At 62.3% G+C, this 22216-nt stretch carries 23 protein-coding genes and 1 riboswitch; of the genes, 5 read left to right on the forward strand and 18 right to left on the reverse strand.

Annotated elements, in window-relative coordinates:
- Positions 1-25 precede the first annotated feature (25 nt).
- The 14 genes from mgtE to AC3WR3_RS03880 all read right to left on the reverse strand — a co-directional run bounded on the left by mgtE (position 26) and on the right by AC3WR3_RS03880 (position 14663).
- A complete protein-coding gene (gene mgtE / locus AC3WR3_RS03815; protein WP_202046125.1) occupies positions 26-1369 on the reverse strand; it encodes a magnesium transporter in 1344 nt (447 codons plus the stop codon).
- 124 nt (positions 1370-1493) lie between these two features.
- Positions 1494-1663: riboswitch (M-box (ykoK) riboswitch) on the reverse strand.
- Between the two features lie 179 nt (positions 1664-1842).
- Positions 1843-3051, reverse strand: a complete 1209-nt coding sequence (flgL, locus tag AC3WR3_RS03820) for a flagellar hook-associated protein FlgL (protein ID WP_404836744.1) — start codon at positions 3049-3051, stop codon at positions 1843-1845.
- 3 nt (positions 3052-3054) lie between these two features.
- Positions 3055-5043: a FlgK family flagellar hook-associated protein gene (locus tag AC3WR3_RS03825; protein ID WP_492291215.1), complete on the reverse strand. Its 1989-nt coding sequence runs from the start codon at positions 5041-5043 to the stop codon at positions 3055-3057.
- A gap of 3 nt (positions 5044-5046) precedes the next feature.
- Positions 5047-6159: a flagellar assembly peptidoglycan hydrolase FlgJ gene (gene flgJ / locus AC3WR3_RS03830; protein WP_319913393.1), complete on the reverse strand. Its 1113-nt coding sequence runs from the start codon at positions 6157-6159 to the stop codon at positions 5047-5049.
- 115 nt (positions 6160-6274) lie between these two features.
- On the reverse strand, positions 6275-7372 hold the full coding sequence (locus AC3WR3_RS03835) for a flagellar basal body P-ring protein FlgI (protein WP_111910118.1): 1098 nt from the start codon (positions 7370-7372) through the stop codon (positions 6275-6277).
- Between the two features lie 61 nt (positions 7373-7433).
- Positions 7434-8105 carry a flagellar basal body L-ring protein FlgH gene (gene flgH / locus AC3WR3_RS03840; RefSeq protein ID WP_139434917.1) on the reverse strand — a complete coding sequence of 224 codons (672 nt, stop codon included), beginning with the start codon at positions 8103-8105 and terminating at the stop codon, positions 7434-7436.
- A 16-nt stretch (positions 8106-8121) separates the two neighbouring features.
- Positions 8122-8910 (reverse strand): flagellar basal-body rod protein FlgG, encoded by a 789-nt coding sequence (gene flgG / locus AC3WR3_RS03845; protein ID WP_010675290.1) that lies wholly within the window; start codon positions 8908-8910, stop codon positions 8122-8124.
- A 14-nt stretch (positions 8911-8924) separates the two neighbouring features.
- Positions 8925-9671: a flagellar basal-body rod protein FlgF gene (gene flgF, locus AC3WR3_RS03850; protein WP_492291216.1), complete on the reverse strand. Its 747-nt coding sequence runs from the start codon at positions 9669-9671 to the stop codon at positions 8925-8927.
- A 146-nt stretch (positions 9672-9817) separates the two neighbouring features.
- Positions 9818-11176, reverse strand: a complete 1359-nt coding sequence (gene flgE, locus AC3WR3_RS03855; protein ID WP_492291217.1) for a flagellar hook protein FlgE — start codon at positions 11174-11176, stop codon at positions 9818-9820.
- Between the two features lie 10 nt (positions 11177-11186).
- Entirely contained in the window at positions 11187-11924 is a 738-nt protein-coding gene (locus AC3WR3_RS03860) for a flagellar hook assembly protein FlgD (RefSeq protein ID WP_492291218.1), read from the reverse strand.
- A gap of 105 nt (positions 11925-12029) precedes the next feature.
- On the reverse strand, positions 12030-12449 hold the full coding sequence (gene flgC, locus AC3WR3_RS03865; RefSeq protein ID WP_005329775.1) for a flagellar basal body rod protein FlgC: 420 nt from the start codon (positions 12447-12449) through the stop codon (positions 12030-12032).
- On the reverse strand, positions 12449-12847 hold the full coding sequence (gene flgB, locus AC3WR3_RS03870; protein WP_005329774.1) for a flagellar basal body rod protein FlgB: 399 nt from the start codon (positions 12845-12847) through the stop codon (positions 12449-12451). Before flgB ends, flgC begins: the two co-directional genes overlap by 1 nt.
- A 62-nt stretch (positions 12848-12909) precedes the next feature.
- Positions 12910-13734 carry a CheR family methyltransferase gene (locus tag AC3WR3_RS03875; protein ID WP_005329773.1) on the reverse strand — a complete coding sequence of 275 codons (825 nt, stop codon included), beginning with the start codon at positions 13732-13734 and terminating at the stop codon, positions 12910-12912.
- Positions 13735-13751: 17 nt separating this feature from the next.
- Positions 13752-14663, reverse strand: a complete 912-nt coding sequence (locus tag AC3WR3_RS03880; protein ID WP_025327540.1) for a chemotaxis protein CheV — start codon at positions 14661-14663, stop codon at positions 13752-13754.
- Between the two features lie 236 nt (positions 14664-14899).
- Here AC3WR3_RS03880 and flgA point away from each other — a divergent pair, with 236 nt between their 5' ends.
- The 3 genes from flgA (at position 14900) to AC3WR3_RS03895 (ending at position 16333) form a co-directional block, all read left to right on the forward strand.
- Positions 14900-15505 (forward strand): flagellar basal body P-ring formation chaperone FlgA, encoded by a 606-nt coding sequence (gene flgA, locus AC3WR3_RS03885; RefSeq protein WP_310650727.1) that lies wholly within the window; start codon positions 14900-14902, stop codon positions 15503-15505.
- Between the two features lie 94 nt (positions 15506-15599).
- The gene (gene flgM, locus AC3WR3_RS03890; protein WP_025327542.1) at positions 15600-15920 is read left to right on the forward strand and encodes a flagellar biosynthesis anti-sigma factor FlgM; all 321 of its coding nucleotides are present in this window, start codon (positions 15600-15602) and stop codon (positions 15918-15920) included.
- A complete protein-coding gene (locus tag AC3WR3_RS03895) occupies positions 15917-16333 on the forward strand; it encodes a flagella synthesis protein FlgN (protein ID WP_265436682.1) in 417 nt (138 codons plus the stop codon). The genes flgM and AC3WR3_RS03895 overlap by 4 nt, the downstream gene beginning before the upstream one ends.
- Before the next feature lie 33 nt (positions 16334-16366).
- Here AC3WR3_RS03895 and yfcE read toward each other — a convergent pair whose 3' ends face one another.
- Positions 16367-16921 (reverse strand): phosphodiesterase, encoded by a 555-nt coding sequence (gene yfcE, locus AC3WR3_RS03900; RefSeq protein ID WP_492291219.1) that lies wholly within the window; start codon positions 16919-16921, stop codon positions 16367-16369.
- Between the two features lie 10 nt (positions 16922-16931).
- Entirely contained in the window at positions 16932-18569 is a 1638-nt protein-coding gene (locus AC3WR3_RS03905) for a peptide ABC transporter substrate-binding protein (RefSeq protein WP_139434861.1), read from the reverse strand.
- A gap of 301 nt (positions 18570-18870) precedes the next feature.
- Between AC3WR3_RS03905 and AC3WR3_RS03910 the strand changes: the two genes are divergently transcribed.
- The gene (locus tag AC3WR3_RS03910) at positions 18871-19794 is read left to right on the forward strand and encodes a DMT family transporter (RefSeq protein ID WP_202046134.1); all 924 of its coding nucleotides are present in this window, start codon (positions 18871-18873) and stop codon (positions 19792-19794) included.
- A gap of 169 nt (positions 19795-19963) precedes the next feature.
- On the opposite strand, the gene rsuA is transcribed toward AC3WR3_RS03910, so the two are convergent.
- The gene (gene rsuA, locus AC3WR3_RS03915) at positions 19964-20656 is read right to left on the reverse strand and encodes a 16S rRNA pseudouridine(516) synthase RsuA (RefSeq protein ID WP_106886353.1); all 693 of its coding nucleotides are present in this window, start codon (positions 20654-20656) and stop codon (positions 19964-19966) included.
- A 174-nt stretch (positions 20657-20830) separates the two neighbouring features.
- On the opposite strand from rsuA, the gene AC3WR3_RS03920 reads away from it, so the two are divergent.
- Complete coding sequence (locus tag AC3WR3_RS03920; protein ID WP_492291220.1) at positions 20831-22018, forward strand: HD-GYP domain-containing protein; 1188 nt, start codon at positions 20831-20833, stop codon at positions 22016-22018.
- Here the strand turns inward: AC3WR3_RS03920 and AC3WR3_RS03925 are convergent.
- The gene (locus tag AC3WR3_RS03925) at positions 22015-22203 is read right to left on the reverse strand and encodes a hypothetical protein (protein WP_139434855.1); all 189 of its coding nucleotides are present in this window, start codon (positions 22201-22203) and stop codon (positions 22015-22017) included. The two genes, AC3WR3_RS03920 and AC3WR3_RS03925, sit on opposite strands and share 4 nt — an antisense overlap.
- Positions 22204-22216: the final 13 nt, after the last annotated feature.

The raw sequence follows: 22216 nt of genomic DNA on the forward strand, positions 1-22216 counted from the left end.
GCTGCCTTCTTGCTTTCTGTCGTTGTCACTGCAGCTCGGGCAGCAGCCACTTGGCGATTTCGAAATAGATGATGAGGCCGGTGCCGTCCACCAGGGTAGAGATGAAGGGGGCAGAGACCACGGCCGGATCGATGCGCAGGCGACGCAGCACCATGGGGATGATGGAGGCGACCGCGGCGCTCCAGAGCACGATGGCAATGATGGTCAGGGTGACCACCATGCCGATCTGGGGACCCACCCCCAGGCTCCAGGCCCGTACCCAGGCGGCCAACGCAATGGCGGCCGAGATGAGCAGGCCGGTGGAGAGCTCCTTTCTCAGCACCGTGCCGAGGTTCTTCAGGCTCACCTCCCCCACCGCCATGGCCCGCACGATCGTGGTGGTGATCTGGGTGCCGCTGTTGCCGCCGGTGCCGATGAGCAGGGGGATGAAGAAGGCCAGGGCGATGGCCGCCTCCAGCTGCTCCTCGAAGGCCCGCAGCACTGTCCCCGTGTAGGCCTCCGCTACGAACAGGATGAGCAGCCAGCCCACCCGCTTGCGCCACAGCTGCCAGGGAGTGGCCTGCAGATAGGGGGTATCCAGGGGGGATGAGCCCCCCTGCAACTCCGCATCCTCGGTGGATTCGAGCTCCAGGATGTCGGCGGCGTCATCCACGTGGAAGACCCCCACCAGGCGCCCCTGATCCTCCACCGGCAGGGTCGAGATGTCGCGATCGATCAGCAGGCGGGCGGCCAGCTCCTGATCCGCCCGGGCGTTGATCCGCACCGCCTCCCGCTCCATCAGCTCGCTCACCGGTCGCAGGGGATCGGCGATGAGCAGGGACTTGAGGGAGACGCTGCCGAGCAGGCGCCGCTCGCCGTCGACCACATAGAGGTGCTGAAACAGCTGGGCCTTGTCCCAGGCGTCGTGGATCCGCCGCTTGGCGCTCTCCACCGTGGTGCCCTGGTCGACGGCCAGGTATTCGTGGCGCATGTTGGCACCGACCGACTCGCTCGGCCAATCGAGCAGGGCATCGTAGATGGCCTGCGCCTGGGTCGGGAAGCGGGCCAGCAGCCTGGTGCGATCCTGGGCACCCAGCTTGCGCAGGATGGCCACCATATCGCGCCGGGGAATGGCCTCCTGCAGCACGCCCACTATGCTGCCATGCAGGCGCAGCAGCAGCTGGCCCGCGCTCTCCGCCGACAGGGAGGCGAGCAGGGCGGCTCCTCGCGGCGCAGGGAGAGTATCGAAGACGCAGTTGAGCTCTTCCGGGCGCAGGGTCAGCAGTTGATCGGCCCGCTGCACCGGGTCCAGGTTGTGGTCGAGCCAGCCCTGCAGGGCGGCGAGATCGAGCAGTTGATGACGGTTGAGCAGGGTGTGTGTTTTCTTCATCACAGATATCCTCATGTGATTTCAGGCAGGGCCTGAAGGCAACCGGCTCGCACCGGTCGCTGTCGACAAGAAAACAGCAATTTGATTGACGAGTAACAGGCAGGAAATGACGCCGTCCGGCGTGTTTTCATCCCCACGTACCAGCTTTAGCACTGCATAACGTATCCGGCATGCCGGAAGCCACTTGGGTTGACACCTTAATCCGATGAAAACTGTCCTGATCTTGGGCGTCTCTGGACGTCGTGAGATCAGTGGCCTGTGTTTATGCAGGAGCCTCGCCTAACGAGATGCTGCGAAAAATGCGCGCCACCTGGGTGGTGCGGGCGGCATCATCTGTCCGGGGCCTCCCCGAGTCAAGGCCATTGGGCTGCTGGCAACGGGTTGTTACAAATTGGGCGGGAAGCGGGCCGTCCATGAAAAGAACGCTCCCCCGGGCCTGGGCCACGGGGGAGCGGGCGATCAACGGGTAGATATCAGCGGATATAGTCGAACAGGGTCAGCTTGCTTATCTTGCTGAAGGCGAGCTGGGAGGCGCTCATGGCCGCGTCCTCCTTGGAGAGCGCCGCAATCACCTCGTACATGTCCGCCTCGGAGACCTTGGCCCTCGCCTGCTGGTTCAGGGTGCTGAGCCCGTCGTTCGACCCCATCACCTGCTCCAGGCTGTTCATCCGGCCACCCAGCTCGCCGAGCCCCCTGTCTATCTTGGTTCTGGCGTTGTTCATGTGGGTGGTGGCATCCGCCACCGCCAGCTGGAAACCGTCCGCCGAGAGGCTGGGGTCGCGCAGGGCGGTGAGGAAGTCGGACATGCCGTTGAGCACGCTGTCGTTCTTCGGCTTGTCCAGCACGAAGGTCTGATCCGCCCCCCCTGCCGGCAGGTCCAGGGTCAGCTCCAGCCCGTTGAAGGTGATCTTGTTGCCCGCGCTGTAGTCCCCGTCCTGGATCAGGCCACCGCCGCTGTCCCGGATCTCGTACCTGTCCGGCGGGCCCACCTGAGTGCTCACGGTGAACGAATTGCTGGCAAGAGACGAGTCGTAATTGTTGCGATAGAAGCTCTCGAAATTTCCCTGATCCCCCACCCCTACCTTGATGTTGGCGCTGGTGCCACTGGCGGTGCGCCGGGTCGCCACCATCTCGAACAGATCGAAGCCGGAGTCATTGGCCGGGATCTGCACCGTGGAGGAGACCTGGATGCTGCGCTGCCCGGTGTCCCCCTGGAATACATAGTTGCCGCTCGCATCTTTCACGAAGGGCTGGGTCTTGCTCTGGTTGCCGCCGAAGATGAACTCCCCCTGGGAGTTCTTGCTGTTCATCAGATCGAACATCTGCTTCTGCAGCCCCTCCAGTTCGCTCGCGATGGCGTTGCGCTCCTCCGAGCCCATGGCCGAGCTGTTGGCCTTCTGGATCAGGGTCTGGGCGCTCAGCATGGCGTTGTTGAGGGAGGTGAGCACAGTCTCCTCGTGACCCAGGCTGTTCTCCAGCAGGCTGCCGTTGACGCCGTACTGCTTGAAGAGATCGATCTCCTTGGTCAGCGCCAGCTTCTGGCTCATGCCGGAGGGATCCTCCCCCGCCCGGGAGAACTTGTCCCCCGAGATCAGCTGCTCATAGGCGGTATTCTGGCGCTCGCTCACCTTGCTCATGGAGGACAGGTTGCGGTCATAGATCATGTTGGTGGTGATGCGCATGACTTACCTCACGGAAGACAACAGGGTATCGAAGATGGTCTTGGCGGTATTGACTATCTGGGCCGAGGCGGCATAGGACTGCTGGAAGCGGATGAGGTTGGCCGCTTCCTCCTCCAGGTTGACCCCGGAGACGCTCTCGAAGATGGCGGTGCTCTGGGTCAGCTTGGCCTCATTGGCCTGCAGCAGGGTCTTGGCCTGGCTGGCCTTGTTGCCCACCCCGGTCACCAGGGCGCTGTAGGCGTCGTTGAAGGTCATCTTGTCGTTGCTGGTGGCGGCGTTGTTGTTCTTGCGCACCAACTCCTTGTTCTGCAGCTCCGCCAGCGCCAGCCCGTTGCCGTTGTCGGCAAAGCCATCCTTGTTGTAGCTCAGGGTGAAGCTGTCGCTGGCCTCCACCTTGCCGGTGATGCTGAAGTCGTAGCCCGGGGTCAGGGCCGGCACTATGGGTGTGCCCAGCGGCAGTTCGAGGGCGGACATCAGGTTCTGCCCCTTGGTGGAGGCGGGGGCCACCCCGAGCAGGTTGTTGTTCTTGTCATAGACCTCGTAGTTGCCGCTGCCGTCGATCTTGATGACCTGGGGAGCGCTCGGGTCCAGGGTATTGGTGCCAAAGCCCGACCCCGTGCCTGTGTTGTAGACGCTGTTGACCTTGATCTCGCCCGAGCCCAGGTTCTGGGAATGCTTGTCCGCCTTGATGGGGGATGCCAGCGCAATGTCTTCTGGCCGGGTGGCGGCCTGCGCCATGCCGGCGGCGGCGTGCTTGGTGGGTTGCAGCACTATCTTGTCGCCCCCGACCGGGGTGCCGGACAGGTCGATCTCGATGCCGTGCCCGGCCACCTCGAACTTGGCGGGGGGCGTGGTGCCGGTCGCCACCGCAGTCCGCTGGCCTGAGCCGTCGATGGAGAAGACCTCATAATCGGTGCCGTTGCTGAACTGCACCTCGTAATCGAAGGTGGTCACTTCCGAGCCCTTGCCGGGCACGAAGTTGACGCTGGCCGCCCCGCTGCCCTGGTTGCCGGCATAGGGGAGCCCCTGGCTCCCCTTGAGGGAGAAGAGATCCCCTCCCAGCTCGTTGTCCAGATCCATGCCGAGGCGGTTCTGCTGGTTCATGGCATCGGCCATGGCGACCGCCAGCTGGCCCAGCTCCCGCTTGGCGGGCTCCAGATCGTTGCGCGCCGTGAAGAGGCCGCCGATGGCGCCCCCCAGATCCTTGTCATTGATGTTGGCCTGGTTGGCCCCCAGGGTGAGCTGCAGCCTCGCATCCCGGGAGTCCGGGCTGCCCGGCACCACCTTGAACTGGGCCACGCCGCCGTCCAGCACCAGGGAGTGCCCCGTGCTCATGTTGACCAGCATGCTGCCGTTGGGCTGGGTCACGGTGCGGATCTCCATCTTCTCGGAGAGCTGGCGGATCGCCTCGTCACGCTGATCGAACAGCATCAGGTTCTCTTCCGGCGAGCCCTGGGTGCGCACTATGGCCTGGTTCAGATCGTTGATGCTGTTGAGCAAGCTGTTCACCCTGTCCGTCTCGTCCCCTATGGTGGCGTTGATGGTGTCGCTCTGCTTGTCGAGCTGGGCGGAGAGGGTGTGGAATCTGTCCACCATGCCGCTGAGCTCGCTCAGGGTGGTCTTGCGCCCCCCCACTTCCGCCGGCGATTCGTTGGCGGTGTGGAAGGCCTTGAAGTAGGAGGTGATGGTGGTGCCCACGCTGTTGCTGGCATCCCCCAGCAGGCTGTCGAGCTGGAACAGCTGATCGTAGCGCGAGCCTGCGGCATGGTAGGCGGAGGTATCCCGGCGCACCTCAGCCTGGGCGTAGGCGTTGATGACTCGCTCGCTCACCATGTCGCCCGTGCCCAATCCGACGGAATTGGTGTAGATCAGGGTGCGTTCACGTACATAGCCCTGGCTGTTGACGTTCACTATGTTGTTACTGGTGGTCTGCAGCAGTCGCTGCTGGGCCAATACACCCGAAGTCCCGATTCCAAGCAGATCGCTTGCCATAGCTTACAGCTCCATCTCTGTGTTCCTGGTCGCAGCGTTGCCGGGCATCGAGTAGCCGGCGATGGCATCACTGCGCAACACTTGTTTAAGTTTGCTGGCGTACTGGGGATCGGTGGCATAACCGGCCTGCTGCAGCGCCTCGAAATAGCGATCCGGGCTGTCCACCTTGGCCAGCGCCCCCTTGTAGCGACTCCCCGAGGTCAGGAAGTCCACATAGTCGTTGAAGCTCTCTTCAAACGACTCGTAGGAGCGGAACGCCGCCTTCTGGCGCGACGCCACCCCTTGCTCGTACTCCAGGGTGCTCACCACGGCCTTGGGTCCTTCCCAGCGGGGATCGGCCTTGATGCCGAACAGGTTGTGGCTCATCTGCCCCTCCCCATCCTTGATCACCCGCTTGCCCCAGCCGCTCTCAAGAGCGGCCTGGGCCACCAGCACCGCCGGGCTCAGTCCCAGCTTGTCCGCCGCCTTCTTGGCCAGCGGCATCAGGCGCTCGACGAACTCCTCCGGACTGTCGAACACCTTGGCGCTCTCATCCAGGGCCGAGGCCCGCGGGCTGCTGCCCATGGGCGGCACGGTGCGATGGGGGCGTCTGGGCAGGTTCAACGAGGACTCGGCCCCATTCAGTCCACCCTTCATCTCGCTCTTCATTTCGTTATCAGCAAAATCTTTGCCAACTTTGGAGGCGGCGATCAGATCGTTGGAGGCGCTGGGGGCTTCATAAGGCTTGTAGACCCGCTCGGTGCGCTGGGGCAGCTTGAGCACCCGGCCGTCGTTATGGGTGAAGGTCTTCTCGGGGGAGAACTGTTTTGCCACCATCTCGGCGATGCCAAGGCCCCCCTTGCTCGACATGTCGGAGACCCGCTGCTCGTCCAGCATCCCCTCGTAGAACTGGGTGTAACTGCTGTTCATAGGGTTATCTTGGGTCAGCACCGAGTTGGCCTGGCGCATGCCCTTGAACAGGGTCTGGGTGAAGATGGACTCGAACTGGCGGGCTGCCGCCATCAGCGCCTCTTGCTTCCCTTCCTTGCTGTGGCTCATCTGGCGCAGCTTGTCCAGATTCTGAACGTCCTGCACCATGCCAAGATTGATACCACTCTGGGTGTCGAACTCTGCCATAACCTTCCTCTTTGCCGCCCGTGGCAACCTCTTGCCGCTCAAGAAATGACTGTTTTACCTGTTGGCTCTCCAGGCCGGCTGCTGCGCCAGCCCGGAGATTCGCCGAGACAGCCCGTTACAAGATGACCAGCTGCCCCTGAATGGCCCCCGCCTGCTGCAGGGCCTCCAGGATCGCCATCAGATCCCCCGGCGCTATCCCCACCTGATTCACCGCCCGCACCAGGTCATCCAGGGTCGCCCCGGTGTCGAGCTTGAACATACGCCCCGGATCCTGCTGCACGTTGATGGTGGAGTTGTTGGTGACCGCGGTCTCTCCCCCCGCCAGCGGATTGGGCTGGGAGACCTGCTGGTTCTCGGCGATGGTGACCGTCAGGCCCCCATGGCTGATGGCGGCGGGCCTCAGCTTGACCTCGCTGCCGATGACTATGGTGCCGGTGCGCGAGTTGACGATGATCTTGGCGGACTCGGTGGCCGGATCCACCTCCAGGTTTTCGATGGTCGCGAGGTAGGCGACCCGCTGACTCGGATCCCGCGGCGCGAATACCTTGATGGAGGTGGCGTCCAGGGCCTGGGCCGTGTTGGGGCCTACCAGATCATTGACCACGTCGGCCACCCGGCGGGCCGTGGTGAAGTCGGGCCGGTTCAGGTTGAAGGTGATGGTATCCCCCTGGGAGAAGGAGTTCGGCACTTCACGCTCCACGGTCGCCCCGTTGGCGATGCGCCCCACTGTGGGGGTATTGACCACCACCTTGGAGCCATCCGCCCCCTCGGCCCCGAGCCCACCGACCACCAGGCTGCCCTGGGCCACCGCATAGACGCGGCCGTCCAGCCCCTTGAGGAAGGTCTGGAGCAGGGTGCCGCCCCGCAGGCTCTTCGCCTCGCCGATGGCGGAGACGGTGACGTCTATGGTCTGGCCCGGCTTGGAGAAGGGGGGCAGATCGGCGTGGATGGCCACGGGCGCCACGTCCTTGATCTTGGGTTTGATGTTGTCCGGCACCTTGATGCCGAAGTTGTTGAGCATGGTCCTGAAGGTCTGCTCGGTGAAGGCGTTGTTCTTCTCGCCCGTCCCGGGCAGGCCCACTACCAGACCGTAGCCGATCAACTGGTTGCTGCGCACCCCTTCCACCGAGCTGAGATCCTTGATGCGGGAGGCGTGCGCCAGCCCGAGCGGCAAGATACAGCACAGCAGGCCAAGCAAACGGAGTCGGTTCATGACATCTCCTGACTAAACCATTCCGGCCCCGGGTCGCCACTGACGACCCGGGGCCCGAGTATTAAATGGGCCACCAGGGGCCGTTGAAGAAGCTGGTCAGCCACCCCTGTTCCTGGGTGTTGGCCAGATCGCCGGTGCCGCCGTAATGGATGCGCGCATTGGCGACCCGCTGGGACGAGACGCTGTTCTCCGAACTCACGTCCTCCGGGCGCACCAGGCCGGTGATGCGAATGTATTCGTTGCCGTTGTTGAGCATGATCCACTTCTCGCCGCGCACCAGCAGGTTGCCGTTCGGCAATACCTTGACCACGCTGACCGAGATGTTGCCCTGCAGGCTGTTGCTCTGATCCGCCTTGGCCTGGCCCTTGAACGCACTGCTCTGGCCGATGGAGGCCGACAAGTCATAGGGGCTCGCCGTCACCGGCACCCCGCCCAGGGTGACGGGCTCCAGCTCCATCTTGTTGTCCTTGCCGCTCTGGGTATTGGCCTTCTTCGACGCCGAGGTCGACTCCGCCAGCTCTATGGTGATGATGTCACCTACCCTATGGGCCTTGATGTCCGAGTAGATGCCGTTGACCTGCTCGGGCTGGAAGATGGCCCCGGTCGGGCGCACCGACACTGGCTCCGACTCGCCATACACGGGGGCAAATTCGGGGTCGTCGGGTCTGGCGGTATTGGGGGTGCTGGTACAGCCTGCCAGTGTCAGCAGGCCCAGCATCCATAGGGCTTTCATCATGGCTCTCCTTTCATCAGGTCCGCTGGGTCAGGAAGGACATCATGGAGTCTACTGCCGAGATGACCTTGGAGTTCATCTCGTAGACCCGCTGGGCCTGGATCAGGTTCACCAGCTCCTCGGTCACGTTGACGTTGGAGGTCTCCAGCATGCCCTGCTTGATCACCCCCAGTCCGTCCGCACCTGCCGTCCCCTGAATGGGGGCGCCGCTTGACTGGGTCTCGAGGAACAAGTTCTCCCCCATGGGTTGCAGGCCGGTCGGGTTGACGAAGTCGGTGGTGTTGATCTGGCCCACCACCTGGGACTGGCCATCCCCCTTGAGCTGGACGGAGACCTGGCCATCCTCCCCCACGGTCACGCTCTGGGCGTTCTCGGGGATCTGGATCTCCGGCTGCAGCGGGTAGCCGTTGCCCGGGGTGACTATGGTGCCCTCGTCATTGAGGGTGAACTGGCCGTTGCGGGTGTAGGCCGCGCTGCCGTCCGGCAGCTGGATCTCGAAGTAGCCGCGGCCGCTTATCATCAAGTCCAGGGAGTTGTCCGTGGTCTGGACGTTGCCCTGGCTGTGGTTTTTCTGGGTGGCGACCACCTTGGCCCCCGCCCCCAGCATCAGGCCGGAGGGCAGCTCGGTATCCGCCGAGGAGCGGCCACCTGGCTGGTTGATGTTCTGATAGAGCAGATCCTCGAAGATGGCGCGGGCCTTCTTGTAACCTACGGTGCTGGCGTTCGCCAGGTTGTTCGAGGTGACCGAAATATTGGTCTGCTGGGCATCGAGGCCGGTCTTGCTGATCCAGAGTGCAGGATTCATTTAATGCTCCTTGATTAGCTGATACGCAGCAGCTGGGTTTGGGCCTCGTCATTCTCCTCGGCGGTCTTCATGATCTTGACCTGAGTTTCGAACTGACGTTGCAAACGAATAAGGTTGGTCATCTCGTCGACCACGTTGACGTTGCTCCCCTCGAGGGAGCCAGCCAGCAGGCCGACCTCGGCAGAGGCGGCTTCCTTCTGGCCATCCTTGCGGCGAAACAGGCCATCCTGCCCCTTCTCCACCGCATCGCTCGGGGGATTAACCAGCTTGATGCGCTGGAAATCCTCCGGCAGGTTGGCGGCGGCTCCCTCGGGACGACCGCTGATGGTGCCATCCCGGTTGATCTCTATCTTCTCCATGGGCAGGGGCAGCACTATGGGCTGGCCTGCGTCATCCACCACGTTGAGCCCGGTGGAGGTCTGCAGATTGCCGGTGGCATTGAGCTGCAGGTTGCCCATGCGGGTATAGGCCTCTGTCCCATTGGGATCCTGCACCGCAATCCAGCCCGGGCCGTCGACGGCGACGTCAAGATCCCGCCCCGTGGTCTGCAGCAGACCGTGCTGCAGGTTTTGACCCGGCCGCTCCGTCATGGCGAACACCCGGGACGGCAGCCCTTCGCCAAACGCCTGCATGCTGCGCGCCTGCTCGAAGTCAGACTTGAAGCCGATGGTGTTGGCGTTGGCCAGGTTGTTGCCACGCACAGCCAGGCTGTTCATGTTCTCCTTGGCCCCGGACATGGCGATATAAAGCAGGTGATCCATGGGATCCTCCGTCAAACAGATGACTCTCGCAGGACAACTGCAAATTGAGTGCCAAGAGATATGGGAAGGGTGAAACAGCGGAGGAAAAAGCGACGCATCGGAAACGACAAGGGGCGCATGAGCGCCCCTTGTCACCGCGAAAAGACTTAGCGGATCTGCAGTATGTTCTGCTGCAGTGAGCTGTTCACTTCCAGGGAGCGGGAGTTCGCCTGGAAGTTGCGCTGGGCGGTGATGAGGTCCACCAGCTCTGTGGTCAAGTCCACGTTGGACTGCTCCAGGGCCGACGACTTGATGGAGCCGAAGGTGCCGGAGTTCGGGGTGCCCGGCAGGGCATCGCCGGAGAGCAGGGACTGGCGCCAGGAGGTGTCCCCCACCTGGGTCAGTCCCTGGGAGTTGGCGAACTTGGCCATGGCCACCATGGCTACCTTGACGGTGGTGGCGTTGCTGTAGGTCGCCGAGACTATGCCGTCCGCCCCGATCTCGACCTTGGTCAGCCGGCCGACGGTGGAGCCATCCTGGGTCAATTTGTTGACCTCGAACGGCGAGGCGTACTGGGTCACGGTGCCGAGCTTGAGCTCTATATCCTGGGTGCCATCGGCGCCATTGGTGATGATGCCGGCGCCCGGGGTGCCCAGCGGCTCGGTCTTGATGATGGCCGGCGTGGTGGGGGTCTGCATCTTGCCGGAGGCATCGAAGGTGACGCGGGCGCTCAGGGGGGCCTGGCTGACACCTGTGGCCATGGTGGTGGCAGTGCCGCCCACGACGTCGATGGGCTTGTCCCCTTCATACATGTACATGCGCCAGGCCGTCGGGCTCGCAGGCTGGGTCAGGTTCGCGGGATCCGCTTCCTTGACGAAGTACTGGGTGATGGTGTGCGGCTCCCCCAGGGAGTCGTAGATCACGACGGAAGTAGAGGAGGAGTAGGTGCTCGAATCCTTGGGATCGAACTTGGAGGCATCGGCGGCGCCATTGCCCGCCGCCAACGGCGAGGCGGTGGACGGCAGGTTGAAGCTTGCCTCTATCTTGGAGGTCTGGACCGGCTCGCCGGCCCTGTCCGGGATCTGGATGGGCTTGGTGGCGTTGATGCTCACCGCCTTGGGGGTGCCGTCGGCGTTGATCTCGTACCCCTGCAGGTAACCGCCGGAGTTGCTGACCATGTAGCTGCTTTCGTTGAGCTTGAAGGCGCCGGAGCGGGTGTAGCTGCGATCCAGGTTGGTCAGGCCATCGGAAGTCACGAAGAAGCCGTTGCCCTGGATGGCGAGATCCAGCGCGTTGTTGGTGAATTGCAGCGCCCCCTGGTGGAACTGCTGCGCCACCGCCCCCGTCGCCACCCCGTTGCCGACCTGGGTCTTGGCGTTGACGAAGATGGAGTTGGCGTAGACGTCGGCGAACTCGGCGCGGGACTCCTTGAAGCCGGTGGTGTTGACGTTGGCAATGTTGTTCGCGGTGACGTTCAGGTCTTTTTGAGCCGCATTGATGCCGCTGAGGGCATTGTTGAATGACATGTCTTTCTCCTTAGATCACTGCGTTAGAGGTCGAGGTCGGCGTCGTGGTCGACTTGCCGCTCGTCCCGCCAATTTCCAATACATCGGTCAGATAGATGCCACCCAGTCCCTTGAGCTTGAGGGTGCTGGGGTTGGTACTGGTACCCAGCGTGACGCTCTCCACCTTGGCATAGGTGAGGGCCGGCACGCTCTCGGACTTGCCATTGACGGTGGCGTGCGCCTCTATCGAATACTTCCCGCTCTTGGCGGCATTGCCCGACTTGTCCTTGCCATCCCACTCGAAGGCCACGTTCCCCTTCTGATCCCCTTCGATGGAGAACTCCTTGATCACCTGACCGCTTTCGTCCTTCACCGTCACCTTGACGTTGCTGCCACCGTCCCCGGTGGCGATGACGCCGGAGAGGGTGCTCCCCTTCTCCAGATAACCGGTGTTGGAGGGAATGAGCACGTTCTGGCCCACCAGGGCCGAGGCCTGCAGCGCCTGGCTGGAGGTCATCAGGCTGTTGAGGCTCTCCATCTGGGTGGAGAGGCTGCTGATCCCCTGGGACGTCGACATCGAGGTCATCTGGGAGAGCATCTGGGCGTTGTCCACCGGCTTGAACGGATCCTGGTAGGAGAGCTGCATAGTCAGCAGCTTCAGGAAGGACTCCTGGTCCAGCTCCTTCTTCTGGGTCGTGGTGTTGGTGGTATTGGTCTGGGCGGACGACGTCCGGTTGACCCCCAGCAGGCTGTCATAGGTATCTGCCACTTAGGATTCCCCCTCTGTCCGGGTTTGCCGGGCGCCGTACGGGTCGAACCCATGGTCGCGGCCATGCAGGCCGTCACTGATCACTGTCATCCGGGTTCACCTCTATCAGGACTTGCCGAGGCCGAGCGTCTGCTGCAGCATCTTCTTCGCCGCATCCGCCACCTGGACGTTGGTCTGGTAACTGCGCGACGCCGCTATCATGTCCGCCATCTCCTCCACCATGTTGACGTTGGGCTTGAAGATGAAGCCATCCTTGTCCGCCATGGGGTGGTTGGGGTTGTACTCCTTGAGCAGCGGCGCATCGCTCTCGACTATGCCCTTCACATCCACCCCCACCGAGGCCTGCTTGTCCGACATGGCCTGATCCAGCTGGGCGGCAAAGACTGGCCGCCTGGCATGGTAAGTTTTTTCCACGCTGGAGCTGACGCTGTCGGCGTTGGCCATGTTGCTGGCCACCGTATTGAGGCGGACGGACTGCGCGCTCATGGCAGAGCCTGCAATGTCAAAGACCTTGAACAAACTCATTACTGATCTCCTTTCAACGCCTTGAGCAGGCCGCTTATCTTGCCATTCATGAATTCGAGGGAGGCCTGGTACTCGAGGCTGTTGCGCAGGAACTCGCTGCGCTCCTGCTGCACATCCACCGTATTGCCGTCACCTGTATCTGGTTGCAGGGGGTTGCGATACTGGGTCGACCCGGGGGCATCCATCTGCAAGGCGAAATGCTTCTCGCTGGTGGTGGACAGCCCGAACCCTTGCTGGCTCTGGGCATCCTGCAACGCCTGGGAGAAGTTGATGTCACGGGCCTTGAAGCCCGGCGTATCTGCGTTGGCGATGTTGCTCGATAGCACCTCCGCACGCTTGGCGCGAACGCTCAGCGTGTACTGGTGAACACCGAATGCCTTGTCGAATGAAATTGCCATAGCGCACCTCCTGCTTCACGAATGTTTAGCAAGAGGTGTGCCAAAGAGGGACGAGGGGGGAGTTATTTGACCTTGTAGACGATGCCGGGGTTGCAGCGGATCATCTCGAACTTGTCGGTGAGGCCCGCCAGGGACTCCGAGGCCCCCAGCATCAGATAGCCGCCAGGATTGAGGCTGCTGGCAAACTGGTTGAGGATCTTGGACTTCACCTCTGGCGCAAAGTAGATGAGCACGTTGCGACAGAAGATGATGTCAAACTTGCCGAGCAGGCTGTAGCTCTCCAGCAGGTTCAGGGGCCGGAAGCTGGTCAATTTTCTGACACGCTCCGATACCCGCATCTTGTTGTCGCCGCAGGGCTCAAAGAACAGCCGCTTGCGCTCGGGTGACAGGCCGCGAGCCAGTGCCAGGCTGTCATAGACCCCTTCCTTGCACTGGTTGAGCATGGTGCTGGAGATGTCGGTCCCCACTATCTGCACCCCGCCCGGCAAGGTGCCGGGGCGTTTGACCTGCTGCTCCAGCGCCGTCATGGCGATGGAGTAAGGCTCCTGCCCGGAGGAGGAGGCCGCAGACCAGATCTTGATGGGACGACCACTCTTGCCGAGCTCGGGGAAGATCTTGTCGCTCAGCAGCTGGAACGGGTAGGTATCGCGAAACCACAGGGTTTCATTGGTGGTCATGGCATCGACCACGGCCATCTTGAGCTCCCGCTCGCGCACGTTCATCGCCCGGGTCACCAGTTCAGACAGACTCTCGATACCAAACTGAGTCATCAAGGGCGACAGACGGCTCTTGACCAGATACTGTTTGTTGTCACCCAGCACTATGCCGCTCTGCTGCGCCAGAAAATTGCTGAATTGCCTGTATAAGTCGTCCGAAAGTGTCTTCATGCAGTTGTTCTTCTTTATTAGAGGGCGCCTTGTACGGCCTTGGCCAACTCATCAGGCTGGAATTTGGCAATGAAGTTGTTCGCACCAACTTTCTGCACCATGGCCTGATTGAACACCCCACTGAGGGATGTGTGCAGGATAACATGCAAATCCTTGAGGTTGGGATTGTTGCGGATCTCGGCGGTGAAGGTGTAGCCATCCATCTCCGGCATCTCGATGTCGGAGATGACCAGGGCAATCTGATCGAGGATGGGGCCCTGCTTGGCCATCTCCAGCAACATGTTGAGGGCCTCCCGTCCATCCTTGGCCAGCACGCACTGCACCCCGATGGCCTCCAGCGCCCGCTGTACCTGCTTGCGCGCCACCGAAGAGTCGTCGGCGACCAGCACAGGACGGCCGTGGGGGTTGCGCTCCACGCTGGCTTCCACCAGCTCGGCACTCACCTCGGTGGAGACCGGCGAGATCTCGTTGAGAATGCGCTCCACGTCCAGGATCTCCACCAGCTCGCCATCCACCTCGGTCACCGCCGTCATGTAGTTGATGCGACCGGCGCCCTTGGGGGGCGGCAGGATGGACTCCCAGTTCATGTTGATGATGCGCTCGACCGAATGGACCAGGAACCCCTGAACGGATCTGTTGTACTCGGAGATGATGATGAAGCACTTGGAGATGTCCTGGATGGGGCGCTTGCCCATCGCCATGCTGAGATCGATCACCGAGATGGTCTGGCCGCGAATGTGCGCCACACCGCGTATGCAGGAGTTGAGCTTGGGCATGACGGTCAAGGGAGGGCACTGCAGCACCTCACGTACCTTGAATACGTTGATGCCAAATCTTTGACGTCCGTTGAGACGAAACAGCAGCAGCTCCAACCGGTTTTGTCCCACCAGCTGGGTCCGTTGGTTGACCGAGTCCAGAATACTCGCCATAAACACTCCCTAAAAAACGCTTGGCACTGATCGTGCATGTTGTGTGTGCATGCACATTGGCTTGCATCAGACTATCGATGTCTCGACAACCGAAATCTGCAGCAAGCATAGTTAACTGCGATGGTGTACGTGAACAACTTATCGACCGGTAAGCAAAAATGATTAATAGACTTTTCCTCATCTTACTGCCGTTTTGCAGCCTCTCTCACGCCATGGCATCCGAGGTGACCGACTATCTGCAGGAGCAGGCACAGACATTCGTCCTCGACCAGCTGGATGTCCCCCTCGATGCCCAGGCCGAGGTGACCGCCGGTACCATAGATGAGCGCCTCCCCCTGAACCACTGCGAAGAGGGGCTGACTATCTCCCTCCCGGCCAAGATGGAGATACGCCGCAACACCACCGTCTACCTCAAGTGCGAGGGAGACAAACCCTGGGATCTCTATCTCCCGGTGCGGGTCAGCATCCAGAAACCCTATGTGACCGTCGCGGCTCCCGTGGCCAAGGGAGACATACTGAGCGAGTCCATGCTGACCCTGGCCTACCAGGATCAGACCCTGATCCGCGGTGACTATCTCACCGACCCCGCCGCCCTCATCGGGGTGCGCAGCAAGCGTGAACTCAAGCCAGGCCAGCCAATCAGGCTGACTCAGGTCTGCGTGGTCTGCAAGGGGGACCAGGTCACCCTGAGTGCGGAAAACAGCAGCATGCAGATCAAAACCATGGCCCGAGCCTTGCAAGATGGCAGCTTCGGAGACATGATCAGGCTCGTCAACATTCGTTCGGGCAGAGCGGTGCAGGGCCAGGTGAGTGCCGTCGGCTCTGTGGTGGTCACATTCTGACTGTTTTATTAATGCAGCAATTTTTTTCTAAAGTTCTGACCGCCGTCACCGATAAACAGGTAAGCGAACAGCAAAGCAGACGAAGGTAAACCGTATGGCTATCAACAATATCAACAACTTGGCAAACAGCCGGTTGCAAAACAGTGGGACCAGTCAAGGTGTAGCCACCAAGTCCGCGACCTCTGCCGAGAGCAATCGTGCGGCGACCGTCAAGACCGACTCTGTCTCCTTGACCAGTGAGGCGCAGCAATTGCAACAGATGCAGAAGACCCTCAACACCGCCTCCACCGGTAACGAGAGCCGCGTCGAAAGCCTGAAGAAGGCCGTGGCCAGTGGGGAATACAAGGTCAACAGCGAAGCCGTGGCCAGGAAGATGTTCAGCTTCGAAGCGGATCTGGACAAACGACTGGGATGATGGAACTGCCTTCGCTGCTGCACGCCCAGGACGACAACCTCTCCCAGATGCAAGGTTTGCTGGCAGAGGAGTTTGATCTGCTCAAGGCACACCGGGCCCTGGCCTTGCCGGCGCTGGCCGAGCGCAAGCAGCAACTGCTTGAGGCCATCGAGACCCTGGACAAGACATTGGCCGAGCTGCCCGATCTGCAGCAACAACTCGGCGCCTTCCCGACCCAGGTGCAGGCCCTGCAAGCCAAGCTGGAAGCCTGTCAGGAGCAGAACAACCTCAACGGTCGGCTGCTCGAGCTCAGCATCATCTCCAATCGCCGCCTGGCGAGCTTTCTCAGCAAGTTGCGAGACAGCAACTCCCTGACCTATGACGCCAAGGGCAATACCCGCTCCGGCACCCGCTCCCTGGGTATCAAGGCCTAATCCTCTCTTCTTCCTTCTCTTGATGCCCGGCCGTCAGAGCACCAGTTCCATCAGCCTTGTCCCGTCGCGGCAGGCATGAATGCTCATGACACCATCCTCATACCGGCCATAGCTGGCCGCCCATTCTCCCCTCGGAAAACAGATGGATCCCGGGTTCACCAGCACCAGCTCCCCTTCTTGCCGCGCTTCTCGTTGCAATACGGGCAGGTGGGTATGGCCGCTGATGAAGAGGCTGCCCGCCGGCAAGGGCACCGCCTCGGGATCATAAAGATGACCATGGCTGACGAACCAGCGCCGACCGTCCACCAGCAACTGGTTGTAGGGGGCCGTGATGGGGAAGTGCAGCAGCATCTGATCCACCTCGGAATCGCAGTTGCCCCGCACCGCCATGATCCGGGAGGCCAGCTGGTTGAGCCGCGCCGCCACGGCGGCAGGCTCATACCCCGCCGGCACCGGATTGCGCGGGCCGTGGTTGAGCAGATCCCCCAGCAGCAGATAGTGATCCGGCTGCCAGGGGGCGAGCTGCGCCAGCACCTGCTCCAGGGCAGGCAGGTTGCCGTGCAGATCGGAAATGATGGCTATCTTCATCGCACACTCCTCATGGCTGGCTGAAGTAGAGATCCTTGGTGGCGATGGCCCCCTTCAGGTTGCTGCTCGGCAGGCCGCGCAGGGCGGGGTCCACCAGCCTCATCTGGTTGTAGTGATAGACGGGGATGACGGGCATCTCCTCCATCAGCAGTTGCTCGGCCTTGCGGTAGAGCCCGGTTCGGGCGGCGCCATCCAGAGAGTCAGCGGCCTGTTGCAACAGGCCGTCGAAGGCTGGGTTGCAATAGCCGCTCTCGTTCTGGGGATCCTGACAGCGGAAACTGCCCAGCATGGACGAGGGCTCGACATAGTCACCAAACAAGAAGGAGCGGGCCAGCATGAAGTCGCCGCTGTCCTTGGCCACCTGATAGGCATTCCACTCCATGTTGTTGAGGGTGACTTCCACCCCCAGCGGTTTCCACATGGCCGCGACCGCCAGGGCCAGCTTCTTGTGATTCTCCGAGGTGTTGTAGGTCAGCGTCAGCTTGAGGGGGTGGGCACTGTTGTAGCCCGCCTCCGTCAGCAGGGCGGCAGCCCTGGCCAGACGGGTCGGCATGTCCTCCAGGGCCAGCGCCGAACCAAGCTCTTCGTAATCCGGCATGCCGGGCAGCAGGGACCAGGCTGGCCGCTCCCCCTGACCGCTCACCTTCTCGGTCAGCAGGCGGCGATCCATGGCCATGGAGAGCGCCTGACGCACCCGCACATCCTGCAGTTCGGGGCGGCGCAGGTTGAAGGTATAGAGGTAGGTCCCCAGCAGCGGCAGGCCCCAGATCCGCTCCGGGGTCTCTTCCATGGTCTTCTGGTAGTACTCCAGCGCCACCTTGTTGGTGAGCTGGATCTCCCCCGCCTCGTAGCGCAGCCGCTCCGCGTGCTGGGAAGCCAGGGGCAGATAGGTCACCCGCTGGATCCGGGTATGGGCATCATCCCAGTACTGGGGGTTGCGCTCGGCTTCGATGCGCTCGTTCGGTACCCAGTTCACCAGCCGGTAGGGGCCGTTGCTGACCAGCTTGCCAGGCTGGGTCCACTGCTTGCCAAACTGGGTGATGGCTCGCTCGTTGACCGGCACGAAGGGGCGCTGGCTGATGAGCTGCAGGAAGTAGGGCACGGGCCGCTCCAGGGTCACCTTGAGGATCTGATCGCTCTCGGCCTCCACCCCCAGGGCATCAAGATCGAGGGCACCGGCATAGATGGACTGGGCGTTGTTAATGCCGGTCGCCAGCAAGAGACCGGCGGAGGGCGAGGCCTGCGCCGGGCTCAGCAGACGCCGCCAGGCGTAGACGAAATCCCGCGCGGTGAGTGGCTCGCCGTTGGACCACTTGAGCTGCGGACGCAGGAAGAAGCGCCACACCAGGCCATCCTCGCGCGTCTCCCAGCGCTGGGCCTGGGCCGGCACTATCCTGCCCTGCCCATCCTCGCTGACCAGCCCCTCGAACAAGTCCACCAGCACCACCTCCCCCGGGAAACCGGATCGGATCTGGGCAGGGTCGAGGGACTCGGGTTCGGCGCCGTTGCCCTTGACCAGGGTCTGTCTGTCAGAGAGCGCAGGCTGCTGCACCACTGTGGTCGCCTGCAACGGCGGCGCCAGCATCAGTCCGAGCAGCATGGGGGAGAGCCAGCGACGGGCTGGCCGGGCGGCGAAACGGTAAAGCATGAGATCAACCTCGTTCAATTCACTTTATTTCAAGAAGGGGGAAGGCCGGCGGCGCGCCTTAAAACGAATGCATGATGCCGCGCTTGTTATCCCCGAAGACGCCCCGTATTGTATCGGGCTTGCCCGGCAGATGGAGTCTTTCGGGCTATTTTTTTCAGGGGATTTTTCCCAACTGTCAGCCACGGGCGTGCAAGACCGCCTGACGGCCCCCTCGACTCGCCTCGAAAGAAGGTCAGTCAGGCCGCCATGGCGCTCGATGCAGGCATCAGCCCGGCTGATTTCTACCGGTTCAGGGGTCTTTATGGGGTATGAGTGGCTGGCGCTGGCTGCCGCCAGTTTATGGGCCGTCGCAGCCCTGATTTCCGTCAAACCGGCACGCCATCTGGGGGCCTTTGCCTACAGCCGCTGGCGGATGTTTCTGGTCAGCCTGATGCTGGCCAGCGCCAGCCTGGTCACGGGGGGCTGGCAGAGCCTCACCCAGAGCGCCCTGCCACTGCTGGCGTTGTCGGGGCTCATCGGCATCTTCGTCGGTGACACCGCGCTATTTGCCTGCATGAACCGGCTGGGGCCCAGGCGCAGCGGCTTGCTGTTCTCCTGCCACGCGCTCTTCTCCGCCCTGCTCGGGCTCTGGCTGTTTGGCGAACAACTCGGTGGCTGGCGTCTGGTGGGGGCCTTGCTGGTACTGGCGGGGGTCATGCTCGCCATCCTGTTCGGCCGCCGTGGCAACCCGCAGCAGGCGCAACAGCACAACGAGTGGGAACAGGTGCGCGGCCACCTCGGAGTCGGCATCGCGCTCGGCCTGACCGCGGCCCTGTGTCAGAGCCTGGGAGCTATCATCGCCAAGCCGGTGATGATGGCTGGCAACGTGGACGCGGTGAGCGCCTCCGGCATCCGCATGGGGAGCGCCCTGCTGGCGCACTGTGCCCTGCGGGTGCTGAGGGTGCCCCTGGCCATGCCGCACAACCCCATCAATCGCCAGGTGCTTGGCATGATAGGCATCAACGGCTTCCTGGCGATGGCCCTGGGGATGACGCTCATCCTGGTGGCCCTGCGCCAGGGGGACGTGGGCATGGTGGCCATCCTCTCCTCCACCACCCCGGTCATACTGCTGCCCCTGCTGTGGTGGCACTCGGGGGTGCGCCCTGCCCTGCCCGCCTGGGCCGGCGCCCTGCTGGCCACCCTGGGCACGGCCCTGGTACTGGGAGCGGGGTCAGTCGGGGGTTGATGCTGGGCTTCGCTCAGCGCCAACCTGCGCCCAATCCTCAGGATCGTCCGAATACGCTTCGCTATTCGAACCTACAAAATTCAATTGCTTCTGTCGGTTCGATTAGCCGCGTCGCGGCGCAATCGGACGCGGTAACCTCATTGCGAACCTTCGCCGTCGGATGGCGTGATTAAAACTGGGCCACTTCCTCGGCAGTCAGCTCCCGGTATTCCCCCGGTGCCAGCTCGTCGTCCAGGCCGAGCGCCCCGATCCGCTCCCGATGCAGCCCAATCACCTTGTTGCCGATGGCGGCAAACATCCGCTTCACCTGGTGGTACTTGCCCTCGTGAATGGTCAGCCTGGCCTCGCACTCCCCCAGGATCTCCAGCTGGGCGGGACGGGTCTTGTCGGTCTCGTTGCGCAGGTAGACGCCATCTTCAAACAGCGAGATGGCATCCTCGCTCACGGGGTCGGCCAGCCAGACATGATAGGTCTTGGCACACTCGTGGCGCGGCGAGGTGATGCGGTGGGACCACTTGCCGTCGTCGGTGATCAGCACCAGGCCTGTGGTGTCGAGATCGAGCCGGCCCACCACGTGCAGCTTGCCCATGGCGGGCTCATCCAGCAGGTGGAACACGGTGGCGTGATCGGGATCTTCGTTGGAGCAGACGTAGCCTTCCGGCTTGTGCAGCATGAAGTAGCGATTCTGCTGATTCAGGGTCAAGGTCACGCCATCAAACTCGATCAGGCTCTGCTCATTGATGTGGAAGGCGGGCTGCTTGACCAGGATACCGTCCACCATCACCTCCCCTTGACGGATCAGCTTGCCCGCCTGGGAACGGGTCAAATCGGAGCAATCGCAAAGAAATTTATCGAGCCGCATGCACAAAACCTCGGAATCCAACGTTATCAAGGGGCGTCATTATATAGGCCGGCCCCCACAACGCCAGCACTAAGGGAGAAGTTAGACAGATGGCGCCTGACGCCATGATGTGCCAGTGATAGACTGCCGACAGAGCGCCGACAACACGCATAATAATAATCCCAGGAAGCCACCATGAAGCCGACTCAGCCTCATCCCGTCATCCCCGTCAACCAGTTGCAACCTGGCATGTACGTGATAGCCATCGCCAGCCAGACCGGCGCCATGGAAATCGCCCAGACGGGGCTGGTGACCAACCGTCAGCAGGTGGATGCGCTGATCCGGCGCGGCGTGCTGACGGTGCGGGTGGATCTCGCCCGCAGCAAACTGCCCGGGATCGAGCAGGTCGTCTCCCCGAGCCCGGCCCAAAGCACAGGCTCGGCGCGTCCCGCAGGCAGTGGCGAAGGGCGCGAGCTCAAGATCCGCCGTCTCTATCAGGAGGCGCGCGAGCTGCAGGGCAAGTTCATTCGCCACCTCAAGGCCGGGGAACCCATCGACATCACCCCGCTGGCGGCGGTCGCCGAGGAGATGGTGGACACCATGTTCACCCATGGCGACGCCATGCTCTGTCTGGCGCGGATCCGGGCCAAGGATGCCTACCTGATGGAACACTCCATGAACGTGGCCATACTGCTCGCCAACTTCGGCCGTTATCTCGGGCTTGAGCGCAGCGTGCTCAAGGAGCTGACCCTGGGCGGCCTGCTCCACGACGTGGGCAAGATCATGACCCCGGACGAGGTGCTCAACAAGCCGGGCAAGCTGACCGACGAGGAGTTTGGCGTGATGCGCCAGCACGTGGTGCACAGCTACGACATCCTCAGCAATACCGCCGGCATCACCCCCACCATGCTGGAGGTGGCCGCCAACCACCACGAGCGCCTCGATGGCACCGGCTATCCGCAGCGGCTCAAGGGGGATCAGCTCTCCCTCTACACCCGCATGAGCGGCATCGTCGATGTCTACGATGCGGTGACGGCAGACAGGGTCTACAAGCAGGGGATGCAGCCGACCCAGGCGTTTCGCATCCTGCTCAAAGGCATCAACCAGCACTTTGATGCCGAGCTGGTCACCAAGTTCATCAAGTGCATGGGGGTCTATCCGGTGGGCACCCTGGTGCAGCTCTCCAACCAGCGGCTGGCGGTCGTGATGCAGCGCAACGAACAGCAGCCGCTCAAGCCGCTGGTCAAGGTGATCTATCACGCCACCCAGCGCCACTACCTCGAGGTGCAGTGGCTGGATCTCGCCAGAAACGGGGGGCAGGAGAGCATAGAGAGCACGGTCGATCCCAAGGAGTTTGGCATCAACCTGGCCAACTTCGTCTAGCGAACCTGGGACTCCGGTGCCTGCTCGCGGCAATAGCGGAGGAGGAACTCCTCATCCAGCGGGGAGAGATCGAAGCGGACGCAGGCCTCTTCGATGGCCCGGATGTCGTGTTCATGGTGTTCGCTGAGCCAGCGTACGGCACGGCGCAGATCCTCACCATGGGGCAGCAGGGTATGGTCGCTCATGGGATACCTCCGG

It is taken from the genome of Aeromonas sp. EU05-FHT14A05 (assembly GCF_058791175.1).